The sequence below is a fragment of the Ruminococcus sp. HUN007 genome, assembly GCF_000712055.1.
GTDB lineage: Bacteria > Bacillota > Clostridia > Oscillospirales > Ruminococcaceae > HUN007.
In genome coordinates, this window is record NZ_JOOA01000002.1 from 283,111 (window position 1) to 304,824 (window position 21,714).

At 40.9% G+C, this 21,714-nt stretch carries 18 protein-coding genes; 4 read left to right on the plus strand and 14 right to left on the minus strand.

Going from position 1 to position 21,714, the window contains the following annotated elements; genetic code table 11:
* Positions 1-2: 2 nt before the first annotated feature.
* The gene (locus tag CC97_RS05340; protein WP_044974144.1) at positions 3-1,358 is read right to left on the minus strand and encodes an AAA family ATPase; all 1,356 of its coding nucleotides are present in this window, start codon (positions 1,356-1,358) and stop codon (positions 3-5) included.
* 470 nt (positions 1,359-1,828) lie between these two features.
* On the opposite strand from CC97_RS05340, the gene CC97_RS05345 reads away from it, so the two are divergent.
* Positions 1,829-3,214, plus strand: a complete 1,386-nt coding sequence (locus tag CC97_RS05345; protein WP_044974145.1) for an RNA-binding domain-containing protein — start codon at positions 1,829-1,831, stop codon at positions 3,212-3,214.
* A gap of 63 nt (positions 3,215-3,277) precedes the next feature.
* On the opposite strand, the gene CC97_RS05350 is transcribed toward CC97_RS05345, so the two are convergent.
* From CC97_RS05350 to CC97_RS05360, 3 genes are all read right to left on the minus strand, one after another.
* A complete protein-coding gene (locus tag CC97_RS05350; RefSeq protein WP_044974146.1) occupies positions 3,278-3,568 on the minus strand; it encodes a hypothetical protein in 291 nt (96 codons plus the stop codon).
* A gap of 24 nt (positions 3,569-3,592) precedes the next feature.
* Positions 3,593-6,268 (minus strand): DUF6055 domain-containing protein, encoded by a 2,676-nt coding sequence (locus CC97_RS05355; protein WP_044974147.1) that lies wholly within the window; start codon positions 6,266-6,268, stop codon positions 3,593-3,595.
* Positions 6,269-6,767: 499 nt separating this feature from the next.
* Positions 6,768-8,378: a transposase gene (locus CC97_RS05360; RefSeq protein ID WP_044973085.1), complete on the minus strand. Its 1,611-nt coding sequence runs from the start codon at positions 8,376-8,378 to the stop codon at positions 6,768-6,770.
* Between CC97_RS05360 and CC97_RS05365 the strand changes: the two genes are divergently transcribed.
* Both CC97_RS05365 and CC97_RS05370 read left to right on the plus strand, forming a co-directional pair.
* Positions 8,372-9,475 carry an ATP-binding protein gene (locus CC97_RS05365; protein WP_049962706.1) on the plus strand — a complete coding sequence of 368 codons (1,104 nt, stop codon included), beginning with the start codon at positions 8,372-8,374 and terminating at the stop codon, positions 9,473-9,475. The genes CC97_RS05360 and CC97_RS05365 overlap by 7 nt on opposite strands.
* On the plus strand, positions 9,468-9,914 hold the full coding sequence (locus CC97_RS05370; RefSeq protein WP_197021826.1) for a hypothetical protein: 447 nt from the start codon (positions 9,468-9,470) through the stop codon (positions 9,912-9,914). The genes CC97_RS05365 and CC97_RS05370 overlap by 8 nt, the downstream gene beginning before the upstream one ends.
* A 154-nt stretch (positions 9,915-10,068) precedes the next feature.
* Here CC97_RS05370 and CC97_RS05375 read toward each other — a convergent pair whose 3' ends face one another.
* The 10 genes from CC97_RS05375 to lysA all read right to left on the minus strand — a co-directional run bounded on the left by CC97_RS05375 (position 10,069) and on the right by lysA (position 20,172).
* Positions 10,069-11,241, minus strand: coding sequence for a hypothetical protein (locus tag CC97_RS05375; protein ID WP_156036781.1), 1,173 nt, complete (start codon positions 11,239-11,241; stop codon positions 10,069-10,071).
* A gap of 10 nt (positions 11,242-11,251) precedes the next feature.
* Positions 11,252-12,034 carry a DUF6304 family protein gene (locus CC97_RS05380; protein ID WP_044974149.1) on the minus strand — a complete coding sequence of 261 codons (783 nt, stop codon included), beginning with the start codon at positions 12,032-12,034 and terminating at the stop codon, positions 11,252-11,254.
* 130 nt (positions 12,035-12,164) lie between these two features.
* Positions 12,165-12,608 (minus strand): GNAT family N-acetyltransferase, encoded by a 444-nt coding sequence (locus CC97_RS05385; protein ID WP_044974150.1) that lies wholly within the window; start codon positions 12,606-12,608, stop codon positions 12,165-12,167.
* A gap of 223 nt (positions 12,609-12,831) precedes the next feature.
* Positions 12,832-16,179: an EAL domain-containing protein gene (locus CC97_RS18640; RefSeq protein WP_049962707.1), complete on the minus strand. Its 3,348-nt coding sequence runs from the start codon at positions 16,177-16,179 to the stop codon at positions 12,832-12,834.
* A gap of 62 nt (positions 16,180-16,241) precedes the next feature.
* A complete protein-coding gene (locus CC97_RS05395; protein WP_044974151.1) occupies positions 16,242-16,610 on the minus strand; it encodes a hypothetical protein in 369 nt (122 codons plus the stop codon).
* Entirely contained in the window at positions 16,594-17,130 is a 537-nt protein-coding gene (locus CC97_RS05400; RefSeq protein ID WP_044974152.1) for a hypothetical protein, read from the minus strand. The genes CC97_RS05395 and CC97_RS05400 overlap by 17 nt, the downstream gene beginning before the upstream one ends.
* A 114-nt stretch (positions 17,131-17,244) precedes the next feature.
* Positions 17,245-17,820 carry a class D sortase gene (locus tag CC97_RS05405; RefSeq protein WP_049962708.1) on the minus strand — a complete coding sequence of 192 codons (576 nt, stop codon included), beginning with the start codon at positions 17,818-17,820 and terminating at the stop codon, positions 17,245-17,247.
* A 1-nt stretch (position 17,821) separates the two neighbouring features.
* Positions 17,822-18,643, minus strand: coding sequence for a hypothetical protein (locus tag CC97_RS05410; RefSeq protein ID WP_044974153.1), 822 nt, complete (start codon positions 18,641-18,643; stop codon positions 17,822-17,824).
* A gap of 44 nt (positions 18,644-18,687) precedes the next feature.
* The gene (locus CC97_RS20470; protein ID WP_197021827.1) at positions 18,688-18,858 is read right to left on the minus strand and encodes a DUF6472 family protein; all 171 of its coding nucleotides are present in this window, start codon (positions 18,856-18,858) and stop codon (positions 18,688-18,690) included.
* A gap of 15 nt (positions 18,859-18,873) precedes the next feature.
* Positions 18,874-20,172, minus strand: coding sequence for a diaminopimelate decarboxylase (gene lysA / locus CC97_RS05415; protein WP_044974154.1), 1,299 nt, complete (start codon positions 20,170-20,172; stop codon positions 18,874-18,876).
* A 168-nt stretch (positions 20,173-20,340) separates the two neighbouring features.
* On the opposite strand from lysA, the gene glyA reads away from it, so the two are divergent.
* Positions 20,341-21,594, plus strand: coding sequence for a serine hydroxymethyltransferase (glyA, locus tag CC97_RS05420; protein WP_044974155.1), 1,254 nt, complete (start codon positions 20,341-20,343; stop codon positions 21,592-21,594).
* The last annotated feature ends 120 nt before the right edge of the window (positions 21,595-21,714 follow it).

The following is a 21,714-nucleotide window of genomic DNA, read 5'->3' on the forward strand; positions in this document are numbered from 1 at the left end:
ACTTACTCTCCTTTCGGGAAAGAAAACTGCCTGAATACAGGGATTGCACCGTATCTTCCTTCAAGGTACGCCTTGCTCAGCTTCTTATCATATCTTTCCTTAAAACGATCCAGTGAATAAATCTTGCTGGCATTTTCTGCATCTCTTTCAACAAACCAAATCTCATCTCTTCTGAAAAGGCTCTGATCCATGATCGTATCCTCATGTGTTGTGAATACCAGCTGCATTCTTACCCCGTCATGAGCTTGCATAAACAGCTTAAGAAAATGCTCTGTGAGCTTCGGGTGCAGACTGCGTTCCAATTCATCAACAACAAAAACTGTATCAGGCCGATCTGTAAGCAGCATATCGATCAGATCAAACAATCTTTTGGTTCCGTCTGATTCCTCTGAGAAATTAAAGTCAAAAACAGATTTGCCGTGTCTCAGAACAAGAGTTGTGATCTCAGGCTCCGAGTTTTCTTTAATTCGGATATTGAAAAAGCCACCTTCTACTCTCCATGTCATCTGAATTCCCGGCAAATTTGTCATCTGCATCTGAGCTTTCAGGTGAGCAAAGATGCTCTGCACAACTTCCGCAGGGATCATCTTTCCCATTTCATCTACAGTGATCTTCCTCGTTCTGATTTCGGTCACGCCGGTGTCAAACGTCTGAATAAGCCTGCTGATATTATCAAGGGATTCATCATTATAATATGCTTCTGTATTAGAGATGCCTATATTCGGATTGATGACAATAATATTATTCATGATCCAGCCGAACACCTCAGAGAAAAAGCTGAGTTTTGAATTCTTAGCATATTTTTTTCCACGATTCATTTCTGTAAGAAACAGACGGGTATCCTGACCAGCAAAGTCTTCCGAATAAACCTCAAATCTGCTCTTCTCAGCTGCCGAAAGCTTTACACTCTCACCAAGTACAGGTTTGTTGCTGCCTTCTCTGATAAACAGTTGATGTGAACCGCCATCCTGCATCAGTTCGTACATCCACTCTTCAGTGATCTTTCTCTTACTGAGGATAGCAGAAAAGCCATAGGCATAAAAAGTATCTCCTACTGTAAACTGTAGTTCAAAGATACTCTCTCTTGTTTTATTCTCCTGACTGCTTCTGCAAAAATCATTTACAGAGCCTACAGGCAGCCCTTCCATCAGAACGTTCTTGATAAATGCGAACGCAGATACAAGATTTGATTTACCTGATGCATTCGCACCGTAAACGATAGCGTTTTTTAAGAGCTGAGTCTGCTTTATCTTTACACGATGATTTTTATTACCCTGCATCTTGCTTGAGGAAATCATCGAAAGTTCTTCGTTCTTATCAAAAGATTTATAGTTGTCAATTAATACTTTGACCAGCATAGAACATGCCCCCTTCCGGTTTTCTCTTTTATTATACCCAAAAATCACAGAAATGTCAATATTCAAATTGCATATTTAGAGATTTTTTCTCTAAATATATATGTGAAATCTAGTAAACACATCTTTCACTTTCTCATTTCATTGATTTTCGACTTAGCTCCATACACCTCAGCTTATATTATATCTATTACTCACTGTATGATATATATCATAATTTATACAAAAACGGCACAGGAAATCACTCAGTACTTCCTGTGCCGTCAGCCTGTATCAATCATATACTTTTCCCTTTCCCTAAAGTTTCAAAGTCCCGTTCTAAATTAACTCATTAAGTGAGATTTCTCATATCTTTGATTATTTTATATAAAGGCTTGATACATCGGTCAAAATACGCTATAATTTAAGAAACCACATTTTGTTTCTAATTAAAACTCAGAATTTTTTCATAGTTTCCAGAAAAGGAGATCATTATGGCTGAAAGTCAGGTCGTTGAATATAAAGAATCATGGAAAGACGAGTATCTTAAATGGATATGCGGCTTTGCCAATGCTCAGGGCGGAAGAATATATATCGGCATTAATGATAAAGGCGAAGTTATCGGTGTTAAAGATATAAAGAAATTACTTGAAGATATCCCTAACAAGGTTCGAGATAAACTCGGTATAATCGTTGATGTGAACCGTCTCGAAAAGGATGGCATCGCTTATATTGAAATAATAGTTGCACCGAGTGGTGTTCCAATCAATTATCAGGGAGAATACCATTACAGAAGTGGAAGTACAAAACAGCTTCTGCAGGGAGTTGCACTTACTCAGTTTCTGATGAAGAAAACAGGTATCAGATGGGATTCTGTATCTGTTAATAATATTGATGTTGATGATCTTGATGAAGTAAGTATTGAAATATTCAAGCGTGAAGCTCTTAGAAAAAAGAGAATTTCTGAAGCTGATCTTAAAGTATCACGTACTGAACTTCTCGATCACCTCAATCTTCTCGATGATAATAATCTTAAACGTGCTGCTGTTATGCTGTTTTATAAAAGGCCGGCTAAACTTGTTGAAGGCTGCTACGTTAAAATCGGAAAGTTCGGAGATGGCGCTGATCTGCAATATCAGGATCAACTTGAAGGTTCCCTGTTCAGGATGGCTGATCAGGTAATAGACCTTATATACACCAAGTATCTGAAAGCTAAAATCACCTACGAGCACAATGTCCGTGTCGAAACTTATCCGTTCCCGATAGACGGCGTTCGTGAAGCTATATACAATGCTCTTGCTCATAACAATTACGCTCGCTGCGTACCTATTCAGATCCGGATCCAGGATGATGCAATGTTCATAAGCAATAGCTGTATCCTCCCTTCAGGCTGGGACGTAGAATCTCTGCTTCAACCGCACAGATCGGTACCATTCAATCCTGCAATAGCTAATGCTTTTTATCGTGCAGGTTATATTGAGACCTGGGGCAGAGGTATTCAGAAAATATACGAATCCTGCAAAGAACTTGGCGTTCCTGCACCGGAATACAGTATTGTCGGTGAGGATATTACAGTTAAGTTTACTGCTCATGACAGCATTTTTTCTGAAATCGATGGTACTAAACATGACGTTAATGGTACCAATGGTACTAATCATGGTACCAATCATGGTACTAATGACAAAGGAACGCTATCCGTTATTGAAAGCAACGTGCTTGCAGCAATAATTAATAATCCTTATATAACAAAGTCGCAGTTGATTGCTCTTCTCGGTATAGGAGGAACAACGGTTTCACGCACAACCAAAAAGCTTAAAGAACTTGGTTATATAGAGAGAAGCGGTACTAACCGAACCGGACACTGGGTAATCATAAAATAATCATACTTCATACAAAAAACGGCACAGGAAATCACTCAGTACTTCCTGTGCCGTTAGCCTGAATCATTCAATCCTGTTATTATTCACAAGATCATTATAAGCAATATTAGCCTGCTCGCTTGCTTTTTTCTCTCGCCATCTGTCTATATCGCTTCTGATTGAAACCATTTCATCAGCAATAAGTTCTATTCTGTCAGGACGCACCTGTTCAAGATATGATATCATGCGTTCCATGCCTTTCGGACTTCCGATATGTTTTGCTATCATATCTCCAAGCCCGGCCGGATAGCCGAGAGTCTGCAGAGATATAACGAGTCTGTCTCTCGTGCGCGCCCATTCTTCTTTACTGTTCATAAATTCATTTTCCTTTATTTATCATTAAGCAAGCAGCTCCTGCTTCATCGTGCAGAGATCGGCAATGTTGAGTCTGCCGTCTTCTTTAAGGTCACCGGCTTTCGGATCCGGAAGTTTGGTTTCGGTGCCGAGCAGCCACTTTTGGAGGAGAAGAACGTCGGCTGAGTTGAATTTACCGTTAAGGTCAATGTCACCGCGCAGTGATGAATCGGGTTCTTCGGAGCCGGTATATGTGATGTCCGGTTCCTCCGATTTCTGAAAAAAGAATTCACAGTAATCAAGCGCACCCCTGAAATATTTATCATCAGGACCTTTGCCAAGATAACCGGCATCGTTCTCTGAAGCACTAAGTACATTTACAGGAGTCAGCGTGATATCACCCGAAGCAACTTTATTACCACCGAGAAGTATTTCGCCCTTTCCGCCGATAATTCTTACCGTGATCTTATTCCAGACGTTTTTCGGAAGAGGTGATGTCATGACCAGCTTTTCCTCAGTTTTACCGTCAGTTATGAAAAATTCAGCATTACCGCTCTCTCCTTCCGGAACAAGGCGCATGTTTGCTTTTTCGTCTCCGGCAAAGAAAATATCTCCGCCTCCGCCTTTCCAAAGCGCTGCGACACTTAACTGAAGTTCATGGTCACGGAAAGCTGAAGGATCTAATTCCACATAAGCTCCGTTTCCGTCAAGCGAAATGACGCCTTTTGCAGATGTCCTTTCCGCTTCCCACTTTGCTCCGCCTTTTAAAAGTGCATCTGTTGCAGCAAAGCGGTCAGATGTCCATACACTGCACTGTTTATTAAAATCGTAACCAGAGATCATTCCGTCGGTGTACTTTTTGCTTACCTGATCAAGCCAGCCGAAGCCGATGCCTGAATCAAGTTTTTCTTCGTTTGCGTAGTCGCCGTCAAGAATCACCTGTCCTGAGTAAGAGCCGGCACCATAGGCATATGTCATACCTTTGGCAACTGCGTTTCCGGAAAGTGTAACTCCGTCAGTTACAAATGCCTTCTGTGAGACTTTTGCATTGTCCTTAAGAGTAACTCCGCCTGACACAACAGCCCCGTCCGAGACCTGCGCATTTTCTGACAGATTGACCTTTCCCTGCTGCCACTGATTGTTTACATAGATCCAGCCTCCGCCGTCAACAACTGCATGACCGCTTATTACAACATTATCTGAAGCAGTCACATCTCCGTTTACCACAGCCTTGTCCTCGACACGAACATTTCCTTTTAGAACAGCATTACCGAGAACCATAGCATACGGACCGACATATACTGACGAGTCTACCTTGGCCGTCGATGCGACAAATCCGCCGCCGTTAGGATGTTTACTGCCCTTCTTTCCTGTCGAAGTATATCCGCCGCTCTGTATAACTTCCGCCCCGTCAATTTTTATCTCATAAGGATAGCGTCTGCGTTCATCTCCGTATTTATATGATGAATCCTTTTCCTTGTGGAAAGCATTTTCACGAACAAATTCCTGTGGTGCTCCGGCAACGGTCATATACGCAGAAACAGCATTTTTCGCAGAGATGGTCATACTTTCTCCGTCGGTGAAAAGATCAGAATAAGAAGCATTTCCCTTGGCATCAACAGTAACGAGACATGCCTGCCATCCGGCATTGGTATCAGCAGAAAGGCCGGATAATTCTGCTTTTATTGTATCACCAGTTATATCAAGCGGAATTATATTGATACCACCCTGCATAGGTGCGTCTTCCTGCGGCACGCGGTACTTACCTTCAGCGGTCGGCTCCGGTATGGTGTGATACAGATTCCAGTAGAACGGAGTCTGCTTCATCACAGTGTCAAAGCGTGACTGATAGGCATCCTTCATGCCGAAATCAAACGTCGCCATATGTGCTGCATAATGTCCGAGAACAATATGCGCGTCTGTTCCGAGAATTCTCGTTATCATGTCAAGCGGATATTCATTTGGTTTTGATTCGGACAAAAGGCGGTGAACTGCATCAAGGCCCAGCCCCGGAAGATCATCAGGATTGTACGATAAATAAAGCAGGAACGGAAATGTTTCGTAGTAATTTCGTCCGTGAGGCAGAGCAAGACTCATGTTGCGAAGATAAGGATCAAAATTTCCCGTCTTAACATCAGAAGGATTGTATGAACTTCCAAGGTACATTTCACGGAACCAGTTTGCCACAGGTTCCCACCATGCACCGCTTATCTCCTGATCGATCCAGTTTTTCTGCTGATGGTGAACAACATGTCCGAACTCATGGGCAATGGTCAGATCATCAAGCATAGCATCCGGGCTAATTATCTCAATACCGTACCCGTCTTCCGAACTCATGAAAGCCCATCCGTCCGGATATGCACCAAGTCCTGTATAGGTAAGGTAAATATTAGTCTTGTACTCCTGATTGCTCTTTCCGTAAATATCAACGTTAAGTCCGGTCATTCCGAGATATTCAGTGTAGCAGTGCCAGAGCCGCTCATAGGCTTCAAGATTTCTTTTCAGAAACGCATCATTTACCTGTCCGGTAGTATCATGGTTTCCATAGAAAATCACAAAATGCTCGGACTCCACATAGTTCGCGGTCTTACAATAACCCCACTTGTCTCTTATCAGCATTTCTTCCGCTGCATTCACCTGCGGAAACGCTGAAAATGACGACGATGCGATCATATATCCAGCTGCTGTTGCTGCTATTTGTTTTGCTATTGATCTGCCCATTTAAATCACTCCTGTCGATTAATGATCTCTGATTTCTGTCTACTTCGTTACATATCATTATACCATAATATTTCCATTTCATCAAGAGAAAATAACAGTGTTGGTCCCACAATTACATCCGTAAAAAAATTACGGCAATCTATTGACTTGTTCCAAATATGGCTGTATAATTAATAATGAAGATAGATTTAAAAGTATTATTATCATTAAATTAGTAAAAGAAAGCTGGGGTTTTATGCTTAAAACATTTGAAGTAAAAGGTTTTAAAAACTTTAAAGACAGCATCAGAATAAATTTTTCAGATGTTCATGACTATAAATTCAACACAGAATGTATTACTGCAAATACGCTCAGTAAAATTATCATATGATTAGAGCGTCAAAACAGCGATTTTGACTTTTCAAAATTCCAATAGAATCTTGAAAATTTAATATTATTACAAATTATGGATATATCGAAACGTAAATCTCAATATTTAGTAGCTTTCCTTACTCATTTTTCAGGCTATTACCGCATTTTGGGCGCGGCATGCCGAGCCTTGCATGAATTTGCAAAACTTCTGGATGTTCATAGCAGTTACTTTAGCTCCAAAGAATAGTTTCTTTCGAATCATACCTCTTGCCGGTATTTTGTCAACATGATATTTTCTTCGAAGAATGGATGGAAGTGATTCAACACCATTTCGGAATTTAGTTAAGTCACTAAATTCTTTTGTAGAACGTTTTCTCTGTTGCTGAGCTCTGTTTTTACTTTTTAATGAGACTGTTTTCTTACAAACCTTTACTCTCAAGTTAGGTTTACATTCATTAAAGTGTGGACAGTTTTCGCACTTTTCTTTATCGAAGGATGCTACACACTGCCCTGTCTTTTTATTGTAGCTGCAGCTTATTGGTTCATGTCCTCCGGGACACTTTAAGATCTGTGTTCCGTCTTCACTGAATTCAAAATCAGCATTGATATCTGGTGTTTCTTTACCAGTAAGATTAGTGTTTACAATTTCAATGTTTTTTGATTTTGCTAATGCTTCATCAGCTGTATATGCACCGTCAGCTACTATTACTGTGCGGTCGTCTTCCGGCTGAGAATTCATTCTTTCCATTGCATCATTGATGAATTTCTTATCACTGTAATTGTTTGCTTCAAACTGAAAATCAGTTACAAGCGTATCACCGTTTTCATTTGATGATTCTACTAAATTTGCAGCGTATCCTATATGATTTTTACCTGCTTTATGGCGAAATGTTGCTTCCGGATCCGCAGGATTCTGAAGTATTGAAGAATCCATACTTGAATCGTCTGCATCTTTAAGCTGACGGATTCCGTTAGGATATATGTTAGTCTGCTCATTGAGAAAGCGTACCAGCAATTTATATGCACTGCTGTCTTCAATATCTTCATCACACAGGTTCATCAGAATTTTTGCATCTTCAAGAATAGTTACAATCTTGCTATCAACAGATTCACTACGATTATGATATACTACTTTATTTCTGTCATCTACATCAGCATAATGCATGTATTCCAAAGGCACTTCTGCATTACTGCGTTTCATCTCTTTTACAAGGTTTGAAACACATGTATAAAGCAGTTCGAGACGCGACATTTTCTTCACATTTGCAGATATCATCATGCTATCCATACGTTTAAGATGATGATCTATTCCCATAACAAGCGCCATAACATCTGTTATTTCTTTTTCCGTATTTTGTATGAGATCTATTCCTGTTTCAATTTCATACATTGCTAATCTTTCACGAAATCTTCCAAGACTTCTGTCACTAAGGGGCTGTTCATCAAATGATGTTGTGTGAAGTGCATACTGATATCTTATGTCAAACAGCAATGATTCAAGAAATTCATCATCGGACTGTCCTGTTAGCTGCTGAATGAATATTGCGCCTACGAGAACGTTTACCGGAGTATTTGGACGCGATAATTTTTCGCTGTAAAGAACCGCATACGGTGTTTCATCTATTGCAGGAAATACTTTTTCAGCAAATACTTTTGCCCATGATTTTTCTAAAAATCTGCGTTCTCTTTCTGTTAAATTCAGCGTGGAATCGAACATTGATATTTGTTCATTCCTTAAATCGTTTGCTACGAATGACATTTCTTTTTCCTCCGAAATTTGATACTTCTATTGTACCATATTTCGCGTTTTCATTTGTTGTAATAATATTAAATTTTCAAGATGCTTTTGTTGGCTCAGATTGGTCTTACCCTTTTGACGCCCGAATCATCATATACGGTAAAAACTCAGTCGGTAAAAGTAATCTCGGACTTGCCATTTTTGATATAGTTACTCATCTTACAGATAAGAATGTGACTCCAGGACTCTATGATTACTATCTGAACTCTGACGGATGCACTTCGGCTTCTTTTGCATATGTTTTTCAGTTTGATAATAACACAGTAGAATACCGCTATTCCAAAGGTAAAAAGAGAGAACTTCTGACTGAGGACATAAGTATTAACGGCAAGCTGCTTTTTAATTACGACTATCAGAGTAAAAAGGGCGATTTTAATAATCTGAAAGAACTTAACCCTACACTTAACTTAGATCTTGATGACATCGATTCTGTTCTGAGATATGTTATCAATAACACTTCTCTTTCCGAATTACATCCTTTAAAAAAGCTATTCAGATATGTATCATCCATGCTATGGTTCAGAAGTCTCGACGAAAACAGATATATCGGATTCAAGAACAATACTAACGACTACCTCGACTTTCTTCTTGAAGGAGAAACGCTTGACGAATTTCAAAGTTTCCTGAACAGATCAGGCGTAGAGGAAAAGCTTATTATCAAAGAAGATACTGACGGCATCAGACGTCTATACTTTGACATGCCAACACCTTTACCGTTTATGAAAACAGCATCAAGCGGAACAAAAGCTCTCTATACTTTCTTCTACTGGTATAAAACTGCAGCAGATGTATCCATGATGTTCATAGATGAATTTGATGCTTACTATCATTATGAATTATCTGAGAGTATCGTACTGATACTTGAAAAGATGACTAATACTCAGGTAATTCTTACTTCTCATAACACAAATCTTCTTTCAAACAGAATCATGCGTCCTGACTGTTATTTCATCCTCAGCGACACTGGAATCACTTCACTTGTAAATGCTACCGGAAGAGAATTACGGGAAGGGCATAATCTTGAGAAGCTGTATATGAGCGGTGAGTTCAATGAATAATAAAACTCCGAAAATACTGATGCTTGTCGAGGGCGCTAAAACTGATGTACTACTGATGAAGCATCTTCTCAGTATTTATGGCATCAGCAGTAATCATGAGATAGTTTCGTACAACACAAACATATATACTCTCTATCAGGAAATGTTTGCAGAAAATGATCCGGAAAATATGGATATTCTTCAAGTCCTTCGCTCCAGAGAAAAAAATGAAACACGAAAACAAATCTTTGATGAAATCTATTCAGATATTCTACTCATTTTTGATCTTGACCCTCACGCTCCTGATTTCACTCCTGAAAAAATCACTGAAATGCAGGAATACTTTACAGAATCCTCAGATATGGGGAAACTCTATCTGAATTATCCTATGGTCGAAGCGTTTTACCATATGACTGGAATACCTGATTATGATTATAATTCAAATTTTATTCCGATTTGAAACGAGACTGTCCTGCAGTCTCGTTTTTCAATTAGCGCCGTAGGCGCATCCTTTTCCGAAATGGTAGCACCTGCGGTGCAATTGAAAACGGCAGTACACTGATCAGGACGATCAGCGCACTGCCGTTATTTGTTATAACGTTACAAAATCATTATTAACCCACATGATCCACCGAAAACCAGAAAACAAAGTCTTCGGGTATCGGTGTACCGGGACTGCACTGGATTGTTTTTAAAGTATCGTGTGAATGGTCTAAATCTTCCTTATCTTTTCCGAAACTACCGAAACAGTCGAAAGTCCATTTGATCCCGTTTTCATCAAGGATCTTTGTTATTTCAGAAAGTGTGCCGTTATGCGGGAGTGACGGGACCACTTTCATTTCTTCGGCATCTTTATCACGCACTACATATACAACATGGTCTATATTGTCAAAGAACGCGACCTGGCCAGTTTCAAAATACTTTGTGCTGATATATACCGTGCTGTATGTATAATCAACATTTAACCATTTAAGGTCAGCCATTAATCCCTTGTAATCCTGCCCTTCAGATTTGAAAAACACTCTGAATAAAATACGAGATTTTTCATCTTTCAGGTCTTTGATAATCTCTTCTGTATTCTGCATTCTGGCTGCGACTTTTTCGATATCATAAATAGCTTTATCAAATCTTTCCTCATCATAAAGATTGATTCCGTCAATCGTTTTTATGATTCCAGATTTTATATAATATTCAATTTCAATATCTTTTCCAATTTTTCTGCATGCACGAACATATTCTTCAGCTGTATCTTCATACAGCAAAGTGCTATAGCCCTCAAAGGAAAAATAACTTACATTATAATTTCTGCCACCTCCTCTTGAAGGTGGCGAATAAAAGTGCACTTTCATTCCAAGATCTTCAGAATTCATTTTTACTGAAACAGTATTTTTATTTACTGCATCAGAAAAAAGAAGACAACAGTACTGAAGTCTTGAAGGTTTTTCATTATCAACTTCGATATTACCATATCGATCAGACATATGAAATAAGCTTAAGAGCAGCGAAATGCCAATGATTATTGCTGCTAAAATGATACAAGGCTTTATCCTTAACTCTATGTTCCATGTTTTAAAATTAAACAGAAAAGCCAATATATAGATCTGACAAACGGATGCAAATCCACTGTAATTTATAATATCCAACATGATAACTAACGGTGAATTTGTTTTCACGCTAAGTTCATAAAGTCCATATCTTAAAAAACCAACAATCGCAAATACAAGTAAACCTTTAACAACATCTTTTGCGGTCATTTTGGTTGGTGTTTTTTTGTATTGATTATTCATATATTTTTCCTTATTTTGTATGACTGATGCCATCAACATATCCGCGGTAGCCTTCACATCTTGTTCTTGGATCGTATTCTCCGCAAAGATATGTTTCCTGCCTTATTTCATAATCATCTGTAAGATATTCAAAATACTCATCTTTGCTGTTCACTTTCAGATATGAATCCTTTTGCTTACGGTAACAGAGCATGCAGCCGTAATCATCGCAGCCGTATGGCGAATAGTCTGAATACTGGCAGGTAAAACAACATTTCAGATAATATTCCGGAGATATCTGTCTCTGCAGATCCATTAATGCAGATTCAAAATACAATGTCTTCTTTGAACTATCAAACTTCTTCCCGCCTATCTTCAGAGAAAACTCATTCACAGTGACATCGTCGTGATATACTCTCTCGTCATCGCAATAATACAAACACTGTGTTTTACTATGATCATGTTCCGTATATTCAAATGAAACTCTGATCATTCCCAGCAGATCACTGCTATCGCTTCTTCGAAATACTGTAACTGGTATTTCGACATCAAGAGAGTATCTCAGAAGCGTATACCAGTACGGAACCACCGAGTCTCCTGAAATGAATCCGCCCGCTTTCATAATATAGAATTTCTCAGATGCTTTTTCAGCGTCACCATCAGTAACCTGAAAATCTGCAATTGTCGAACCTTTAAAAGTGATGCCGTCCAGGGTAAATGAAAGTGGATCACTACTGTATTCCCCTTCTGTATTAATAATGTCGATGACAGCATCGTGGTTTTTATCTTTGTAATGTGCTTTACATATCTTCATTTTATATTACTCCTGTCATTTCATTCTACTGTTTATGTCTTCTTCGTTACATTTCATTACTTTCCTTAAAAGCAAACGCCCTCCGGTAATAATCCGTAAGGCGTTTATTTTATTCTGCCGGACAAATCGGCTATTCTTTAAGTTCCTTTTCCATACGAATACAGTCAAATGTAACACCGTGGATGATGTTTTGGTCTGTAACGATGTAGCCGAGTTTCCTGTAGAAATCAACTGCAACGTCACGGCTCTCTATAACTGCTTTGGTATATCCAAGTTCAGAAAGCCATTTTTCTGCTTCAAGAACAACTTCTCTGCCAAGGCCTCTGCCGCGGTATTCCGGGAGCACCACCACCCTGCCTATCATGGCAGAAGATGCATCAAGCGGATATAAACGGCAGGTGGCTACCGGAAAATCAGAATCGGTGAGAACGATATATTTTGTTTCCGGTGTATCATGCTCATCAAACTCCCGACGCAGTGTAATGCCGTGCTGACGCGCCATTCCCTGAATACGTACATAGTAGGCACCAGCCTGCTGCCATGTTTCTTCAGCCCTTATAACATCAATATTCATAACTTGCCCTTCATTCAGATTTATCTTTCACTGATCAGCGTTTTCCTAAGAAAACGCTGATTTATTCATAAATCAGCGTGGGGTTCGGGGCGAAGCCCCGTAATCTCCCCGCCCCAGCAATCCGGCGAAGCCGGATTGCTGGCTTAATCAGTGTTTTCCTAAAAATATCAGCCTGTCAGAGCAGGCTGATATTTTTTATAGAGAAGATCTGTGTTACCTTCATTTAGTCATAACTTATATTTCCGTCTCGTTCAGCTTCCTGACCGTTAATTATCAGCCTGAATCTGCTGTTCGAGATTTTAACATTTCTGTCATCTGCCATCGTTTCTTTTCCGAGAGACGTTCTTATCTTTATGTTAATGTCTGAATTGCAGAGAATAACGTTTGAATCTTCATTATAGCCGCCGAATACGAGTGCATTCTGTCCGGCAGCATCCACTTTCAGATGTGTATCAGAAATATTAAGGAACGTACTTCCGTTAAGAGCGCCGAGAACAGTTGATGCATCAGCCATAACATTGAGCGTAAGGCTGATAAACCTTGTCTTCAGCGAAGCCACGGATCCTCTGAGCGAACCGATAGCAACCAGCGTTTCCCCGTGATCGTACAGGCTTACTGAACTCTTGACGATCGAAACTGAGGCATCACCTTCAAGCGAGCCTATAAAAGCGCCTACAGCTGCTGCAACCTCTGCATCGATACGGCATGTTGTGATATTAAGATCAACAGCGCCGCTGACAGAACCGATACAGACAATGCTTTCCGTGTCAATATCAAAATTATACTCGCCCCGGTTGATACGAATTATGCCGCCAAGTCCGGAACCGATACAGACACCAGCCTTGCCACGGCTTTTTATTCTGATGAGACCGTCCTGACCGAATACTATCTCACCGTGAGCAGAATTAAGATCATTACCGATTGCATATGATTCAGCAGAGTCGAGATCGATACTCAGTGAACCGTTTCCCTCAACAAGAAGCCTTGATGATTCCGGTACCCTGATTCCTGCCCTGTACAGAGTGTTTGAACCGACAAGAACGAGTGTTACATTGGAGTTGGAACTGATATCGATAGCAGGTCTGTTTTTGATATTTGAAAAATAAACATCCTCGAGCGTGATACATCCCTTGTATCCCGGCTCTATCAGTATGTGCAGGTCTGTTTTCATCTGAGGCGTTCCGATAATGGAAATATCCTTGTAGACCATATCGTCATGCCCGATAATAATATCAGTACAGCCGTCCTTAACAAGATTGGCCAGAGAAACACGGTTGGTTTTTCCAGCAATATAAATCCGTTTCGAGTTGCCGTCAATACGTTCCTGATAATAGTGCATTATCTCACCGCGTACCTTTTTATCTATCTCACCGATGAGCGAGGCGGACGGGCGTGCAGTATAGTATCCCTGAATGAGATCGGCTCCAAGATGAATAACTGTTCTCAGTTCGTCGGAAGTTTCAATGCCTTCGGCAAGTGCCTTGATGCCGTTATCGTGACAGAAATCAATGATCTCACGGACAAAGTGCTGCTTCTGTGTGTATTCATGTATGTCACTGAGAAGCGAACGGTCAATTTTGACGAAATCAGGCATGTATCTGAGAAGATTGCTGACATTCGAATAACCGGTTCCGTAATCATCAATAGCGATATTCAAATGAAGTTTCTCAAAATACGACTTCAGATTTTCAAGCTCTGAGTCCTTAAGTTCCGCTTCTTCGGTAAGCTCAATAACGACTTTATCGGAATGGGAAGCAAGATGGCTGTCAAGCTCCGCAAGCGTCTCCTCTCCCAGACCTACTCCGGGTATACTGTTAATAAATATTCTTGCTTTTCCAATCGCAGAATCATTAACGTCTATCAGTCTGATAACATTAAGAAAAGTTGCACGTTCGACATCAGACAGCCTGTCCTGCATGGCAGCGTATTTAATAATATTAAGCGGTGAAACTTTTTCATCAGTACGTGAGCGCATAAGCGCCTCATAAGCATAAACACTTCCGTCAGATGCGCTGACAATAGGCTGAAAATAATAATCGAGCAGATTGTCATCAAGTATTTTTGAAACAAGATGATACTGATTTTTTTCATCAGTATTAAGATTTTCATAGGCACGGTTGGAAACACTGAATTTACTGCTTTTTATATGGTCGATCTGTTCCTGCATCTGCTGCATGATTATTTCACGTCTCAGACACTCGAATCCCCTGATCACTGATCCGGTCCAGCGACGGTATGTGTCATCGTAGCTTCGCGGAGTGCTGCCGTAACTTACCGCAGCATAGCCAAAGCATTCCTCCCCGAAAAACAAAGGAGTAAAAAAGAAAGCAACAGGATTTTCATGACTTTCATACAGATCAGGAAGCATTTCTTCAATACTGAAAACATCCTCAGTGCCTACAATATTGTTTTTTCTGTCAGAACAGTAGCGAATTGCATGTATCATCTTACTTGAATACCCTCTGTTGCGGACGCGGACTCCCTGTCCCATGTTTTTCCATTCCACCGGAAGACAAAGATGAAATTCCTCTGCGTTTCTGAGCTGGTACACATATGAATAAACGGTATTCAGAAAATCAGGAAGCGAGATCTGGGATATAAGGTCTTCATCTATCGTATTGAAGACGGAAGCATAACGTTCCTCGGAAATATCTGTAGCCCATTCGTCACGTTTAAACATGTTTTTCCTGTCAACAGGACAGCAGGAACATCCACAGCTTTCACCGATGACCAGCTCCGAACCGGAAACAAAAGGTTCAGGAGCAGCGCTGTTATTCATCATACTGAACAGATACTCAAACGCATATTCACCGAAACGTTCAGCAGGTATCATTGCTGAAGTAACAGGTTTCGGACTGGTACGGCCTTCAAGAGTGGAATCGTAACCGACTACGGCAACATCTTCAGGCACACGTATGCCCCGTTCGTTCAGAGCCTTGCACAGTCCGATAGCCATCTGGTCATTGGCGCATACAACAGCATCGGGAAACTCTTTTCCGGCAGAAAACAGATCTTCAGTGCAGACTTCCCCGCTCTGATACCAGAAATCGCCGTAAACAAGCCTGTCCTTTCTGACTTCCAGCCCTGATGCCTTCATGGCATCACAATAGGCATTATATCGTTCTATAGAATGCTTGTGATACTTTTTCCCTGCAAGAAAAGCTATGTCTCTGCATCCGTGCTCCTTAATAAGATGAGTCACAAGATCAAATACAGCAGAGTGACAGCTGGTACAGATCCACGGAAACAGTTCACTTTCTTTTTCAATTACCAGCACCGGCTTATCAAAATTGTTCTTCAGTGCGCACTCAAGATCATAAGCCGCATTTTCCGTCTGAATACTGTCCTTAAGTATAACAGCAGCATCGAATTTGTCCGGATTCATAAGAGAAAAAATATTTGAATCTCCCATTTCACGTTCAGCTGTATCCTGATATTTAAGATACATTGAAAAAACGCAGACATCAAAACCTGATGCGAATGCAGATCTCAGAAAACCGGTAATAAAACGGCTCTGATACGATTCATCAGCCTGTCCGGCAAACAATGCAATTCTCTTCCCTGTAAACATAATAATCCCTCTCTAAGAAAACAAAAAGCTCAGAAAACAGCGACCTTTCCGGTCAGATATGATCACTGTACTGATACTTTTTTTCTTCCTGCTACCCAGAAAATAATCATTGAAATAATTGAAAATACAAGCATAGCTGCATTTATCATGAGCAGCACATCAGTATAATAATAGCACGCACCTGTGATCGCAGAATATATGTGCTGTGCTTTGATAGCAAAACGATTGAAATATTCTGACTGCTTGAGCCAGATACCACCGGCAAGAATAAGTAAGGACACTGATCCGAACGGAATACTGATCCAGTAGAAAAAGCCTGAAAAACCTTTAATATTGGCAATCAGAAGAATAAGAACAAGAAGACCGGCTAAAGCGAACGAACCGATAAAGAGCATATCTGAATAACGGGCCGTTTTAGCAGCAAGATTCATAAATCCTGCCTTCTCGATCTTGCGCATCTGAAAAACATCGACTGTATCTGCTATTTTTTCTGATGCTGAGGCATAAACAGAATCGATTTTTTTCATAATAGGCATCATCCCTTGTGTAGTTAATGGACTTTGCATAGTCATCGAAAAATTTTTCAAGTGCGGTTCTGAGATCTGAAAGCTTTTCATCAGATGCTGAACTTTCGACAGTCTGTGCATTTCCGTTTATACGTTCAAATGCAAGATCGATCTGATCATCGATCAGCGAAGAAACATAATCCGGGGTAATCGTATCGGTATACACCGAAACTGGAATACCGGTGGCATTCTCTTCATTTTCAAACTGCTTTTTTATTTCATTATAGGCTTTGTCATATGAACCGCTGACAAGAAGAATATGCTTGTATGTCGCCGGTTCAAGAGCATAAAACTTCAGAACAAATGCACCTTCAGCTGCAAACGCCGCAAAGAACAGAAGTATTGCAGTAAAAACGCATAGAATATAATTTCTTAATTTATACATTTCACACCTCAGTTATAGTATTTCGAATCGACAGGCTCACATATAACAGCATAACGCTGTGTGGATGATCCGAGCACCTGTTTAACACATGTATAAAGTGTGAGCTTGTCTGTTTTATCCTGTGAAATGTATTTTTTTATCTGTTTTTTCGAATGTTGCAAATTCCTTTACCCTGTAGGTAAATTCACCGTATGAAGTATTGATCTTAACTTCATCGCCTTCCTTCATTTTGTTAAGGTCGGCAAAGAAAGTATTTACATGAGCATCTATCACAGAATTTCCCTTTTCACCTATAACTGCTGAAGCAGTAAGCTGACATGCTCCGTTTTTCAGAAGCTCCTCGCTGCTTCCCCAGTAAACAGGGACATAAAGGTTAATTGATTCGCATGAAAGCATCGCATACTGCTGACCGAATGAGGGGATGACAGCCTTGCCTTCACTGCTTGTTTTAACATCACCCTTCAGTTCATAGGTATTGATGTCCTTGCTTACAACTATACTGTCAGCCGCTGAAGTTGTGTTTTTCATTGAATCACTGAATGAAACGTGAAGATAAGTCTGGAATTTGTTGTACGGAGTAATTCCGAGCACAACAGTTACCGCAGTGCAGATTGCGAAAATAAGGAACGGTGTGATGATCACGACAGGAAGCGGAGTGTACTTTTCTTTTTTCTGTTTTGTTTCCGCCATATCAGAGCTCCTTTGACCTGTCGCCGCGAAGTGAACGTGACATAATGATAAGCCCTGCAGCTGAAACGAGAACAACTCCGGCTGCAGCAATATAAAGACCTGTATAGTTTATACCTGTATCATCCACGATAACACCGATCGAAGATATGTCAACAACTCCGCCTTTGTCATCGCGTATGCTGTATTCGATCTTATCCTTGGAAAAACTGTCAACGGAAACGTTCATGCCAAGCGCTGAACTTGCATCGATCATACTGTTTATGATCTCCATCTGCTTTTCCTTGTCAAGATTCTTGAGAATCTGGTTCTTTTCAGCCTGAGGCATGTTTTTAATGTATTCATCCTTTTCTTCTTCAGTCATTTTAGAAAAGTCTGTTTTTGTTTCCTTTGCCGGAGCCGCATTTTCGTGGTTTTCTCCGGATTCTGCCGCCGGCTGTGCATTTTCAGTATTTCCTGCTTCCGGTGATGCGGAACCGTCATTCTGTACTTCAGGTGTCTGTTCTTCCGCAGCCTGATTTTCTTCTGATGATGAATCGGGAACGGCATCCTCACCGAGATACTGTCTTATCGCTTCATCAGTCCTGCCTGTATACCCAAGGATAGCTGAAACCATTTTATCATACTGTTCCGGAGTGTATTCAGTTCCCTGAAGGTAATTTGCCCCCTGCTGAACGTACGTTTCCGGAAATCCGGCAGCTCTTGCAGCAGCAATAACATCAGCTTCTGATGCAGCCTTTACTTCCGGAGAATTACCGGCCATAAAAGGTACCAGAGCGACAGCTGCCGCTGCAGCGATACCTGAATATTTCATTCTGTTTTTCATTATCCTTATACCTCTTTTCATAATCACGGATACAGAAAACACTTTCACTGCTTACGGGCGATTTTGTATTCATCGCCGTCTCTGTAATACGGACATTTTCTGTAATGTCCTTCGATAAGACGACAGTATTCGTCTTCATCAAGGTCCATTTCACAAACATATGAATCCCATTCCTCATCATATGAGTAATAGGCGCATGTCTCACATTCGTTCATACTGACGCTTCCTTATCAGATATCGTTCTTTATGATATCGTCGAGAGATTCTCTCTGAACCACGATCCTGTCTGATGAGGAGTTTACAAATACAACTGCAGGCTTGCGGAGTCTGTTGTAGTGTGATGACATCGCATAGTTATAGGCACCTGTAGCGCAGACTGCAATGATGTCACCAGGCTCACAGTGCTGAAGCGGCATGTTTTCACCGATCATATCGCCTGTTTCGCAGCATCTGCCGGCAATTGTAACCTTTTCGTCCTTAGGAAGAGAAGCCTTGTTTGCCACAACTGCATCGTACTCTGCCTGATAAAGGATATATCTCGGGTTGTCACACATGCCTCCGTCAATGGAAACGTATGTTCTTATGTTCGGAATAATCTTTCTGCCGCCGCATGTGTAAAGTGTGATACCTGCGGAACCGACTACTGAACGGCCCGGTTCGATAAGTATAAACGGTCTCTTAACATCATTCTTTTCGCAGAATGAATTTACAACTTCTGCAACGGCCTTCATGTATTCGTCATAAGGGAGCGGATCGTCACCTTCAACGTACTTTATGCCGAAGCCGCCGCCAAGGTTGAGTTCAGGGATCTCGAATCCTGTTTCGTCCTTTATCTGCTTGATGAACTTCATCATGATCTCAGCCGCTGCAACAAATCCCTGTGTGTCGAGGATGCTTGAGCCGATGTGACAGTGAATTCCTGCAAAATCGAGGTTTTCAAGTGACATTGTTTTCTTTACGGCTTCAAAAGCTTCTCCTGTTTCAAGAGCAAAACCGAACTTTGAGTCGATCTGTCCGGTACTGATAAAGCTGTGTGTATGTGCGTCAACACCCGGCTTGATCCTGAGAAGAACGCGGAACTTCTTTCCCTTTTCCTTTGCGATCCTTTCAAGGGTATCAAGTTCAAATACGTTGTCAGCAACGATTCGGCCGATGCCGAGATCTGCCGCCATGTTTATTTCCTCTTCAGTCTTGTTGTTTCCGTGGAAAACAGCTTTGCTCATATCAAAGCCAGCCTTGTATGCTGTATAGATCTCTCCTGCGGAAACGACATCGATGCCCATGCCTTCCTGCTGCATAACACGGTAGATTTCCTTGCACGAGAAAGCCTTGCTTGCAAAGCATGCCATGCCCTTTCCGTCGTAGAACCTGTTTATACTGTCTATATATGTACGGCAGTGAGTTCTTATCATGTCTTCATCCATTACATAAAGAGGTGTGCCGTACTTCTTAGCGAGATCAACGGTATCGTGACCGTTTATCGCGAGATTACCTTTTTCATTTACACTTAGATTTTCTGATACAAACATTATTAACACCCTTTCAGAATTAAAAAACTCTTTTTTATTATAACATTTTTTTTAACTCATTTCAATACAAATTCCCAAATTAAAAAAAGTCACAGACATTACTTGAATTTTAGGTGCTAATAGTATATAATAGAAATATCTAATTTTTCTTAAAAGGAGATCGTAATAATGTACAGTAATTTAATGGACTCAATCGGATTCGTTGCAAAGAGCGACCCTGAAGTAGCTGAGGCTATGAACAAGGAACTCGGCCGTCAGAGAAGAAACCTCGAACTCATCGCAAGTGAGAACATCGTTTCACCTGAAGTAATGGCTGCTATGGGTTCTGTTCTTACAAACAAGTATGCTGAAGGTTATCCTGGCAAGCGTTACTACGGCGGATGCGAATACGTTGATATAGTTGAAAACATCGCTATTGAAAGAGCAAAGAAACTCTTCGGCGCTGAATATGCAAACGTTCAGGCGCACTCGGGCGCACAGGCTAACACAGCTGTTTACTTTGCTGTTCTCGAACCAGGCGACACTGTTCTCGGTATGAGCCTTGCACACGGCGGACACCTCACACACGGTTCACCGGTAAACCTTTCAGGAAAGTACTTCAACTTCATTCCTTACGGCCTCGGTGATGACGGCAGGATCAACTACGACGAGATTGAAAAGCTCGCTAAGGAAAACAAGCCAAAGCTTATCGTTGCAGGTGCTTCAGCTTATCCAAGAGCAATCGACTTCGAAAGAATCTCAAACATTGCTAAGTCTGTAGGCGCATTATTCATGGTTGACATGGCTCACATTGCAGGTCTTGTTGCTGCCGGATGTCACCAGTCACCTGTACCGTATGCAGATATCGTAACAACAACAACTCACAAGACTCTCAGAGGGCCAAGAGGCGGTCTTATCCTTACAAACAACGAAGAACTCGCAAAGAAGATCAACAAGGCAATCTTCCCTGGCATTCAGGGCGGTCCTCTAATGCACGTTATCGCTGGTAAGGCAGTATGCTTCGGCGAAGCACTCAAGGACAGCTTCAAAGAATATGAAACTCAGGTAGTTAAGAATGCAAAGGCACTTGCTGATGCTCTCATGGCAAAGGGATTCAACCTTGTATCAGGCGGTACAGACAACCACCTTATGCTCGTTGACCTCCAGTCATTCAACATCACAGGCAAGGAACTCGAACACAGACTCGATGAAGTATTCATCACAGTTAACAAGAATGCAGTTCCTAACGATCCTCAGAGCCCGTTCGTTACAAGCGGCGTAAGAATCGGTACACCTGCAGTTACAACACGTGGTCTTAAGGAAGACGACATGAAGCAGATCGCTGAATTCATCTACCTTGCTGCAACAGATTTCGAAAACAATGCAGACAAGATCAGAGAAGGCGTAAATGCTATCTGCAAGAAGTACCCTCTCTACGAATAATAGCTGTCAGAGAAAAGGAAAGCACTGATATAATATCAGCGTTTTCATAACAGATAAATTTCTTATTCAGGGACTTTACCTATGAAGTCCCTGAATATTTTTATATGATAAAGAGGAATG

Coding starts and splice junctions, on each gene's coding strand:
- CC97_RS05395 (WP_044974151.1), bottom strand. CDS start 16,610: ATGAATCTTGCTGCTAAAACGGCCCGTTATTCAGATATGCTCTTTATC.
- CC97_RS20470 (WP_197021827.1), bottom strand. CDS start 18,858: ATGAACGAATGTGAGACATGCGCCTATTACTCATATGATGAGGAATGG.
- CC97_RS05375 (WP_156036781.1), bottom strand. CDS start 11,241: ATGAATAATCAATACAAAAAAACACCAACCAAAATGACCGCAAAAGAT.
- CC97_RS05410 (WP_044974153.1), bottom strand. CDS start 18,643: ATGAAAAACAGAATGAAATATTCAGGTATCGCTGCAGCGGCAGCTGTC.
- CC97_RS05400 (WP_044974152.1), bottom strand. CDS start 17,130: ATGTATAAATTAAGAAATTATATTCTATGCGTTTTTACTGCAATACTT.
- lysA (WP_044974154.1), bottom strand. CDS start 20,172: ATGTTTGTATCAGAAAATCTAAGTGTAAATGAAAAAGGTAATCTCGCG.
- CC97_RS05405 (WP_049962708.1), bottom strand. CDS start 17,820: ATGGCGGAAACAAAACAGAAAAAAGAAAAGTACACTCCGCTTCCTGTC.
- CC97_RS05360 (WP_044973085.1), bottom strand. CDS start 8,378: ATGTCATTCGTAGCAAACGATTTAAGGAATGAACAAATATCAATGTTC.
- CC97_RS05380 (WP_044974149.1), bottom strand. CDS start 12,034: ATGAAGATATGTAAAGCACATTACAAAGATAAAAACCACGATGCTGTC.
- glyA (WP_044974155.1), top strand. CDS start 20,341: ATGTACAGTAATTTAATGGACTCAATCGGATTCGTTGCAAAGAGCGAC.
- CC97_RS05385 (WP_044974150.1), bottom strand. CDS start 12,608: ATGAATATTGATGTTATAAGGGCTGAAGAAACATGGCAGCAGGCTGGT.
- CC97_RS18640 (WP_049962707.1), bottom strand. CDS start 16,179: ATGTTTACAGGGAAGAGAATTGCATTGTTTGCCGGACAGGCTGATGAA.
- CC97_RS05340 (WP_044974144.1), bottom strand. CDS start 1,358: ATGCTGGTCAAAGTATTAATTGACAACTATAAATCTTTTGATAAGAAC.
- CC97_RS05365 (WP_049962706.1), top strand. CDS start 8,372: ATGACATTTCTTTTTCCTCCGAAATTTGATACTTCTATTGTACCATAT.
- CC97_RS05370 (WP_197021826.1), top strand. CDS start 9,468: ATGAATAATAAAACTCCGAAAATACTGATGCTTGTCGAGGGCGCTAAA.
- CC97_RS05350 (WP_044974146.1), bottom strand. CDS start 3,568: ATGAACAGTAAAGAAGAATGGGCGCGCACGAGAGACAGACTCGTTATA.
- CC97_RS05345 (WP_044974145.1), top strand. CDS start 1,829: ATGGCTGAAAGTCAGGTCGTTGAATATAAAGAATCATGGAAAGACGAG.
- CC97_RS05355 (WP_044974147.1), bottom strand. CDS start 6,268: ATGGGCAGATCAATAGCAAAACAAATAGCAGCAACAGCAGCTGGATAT.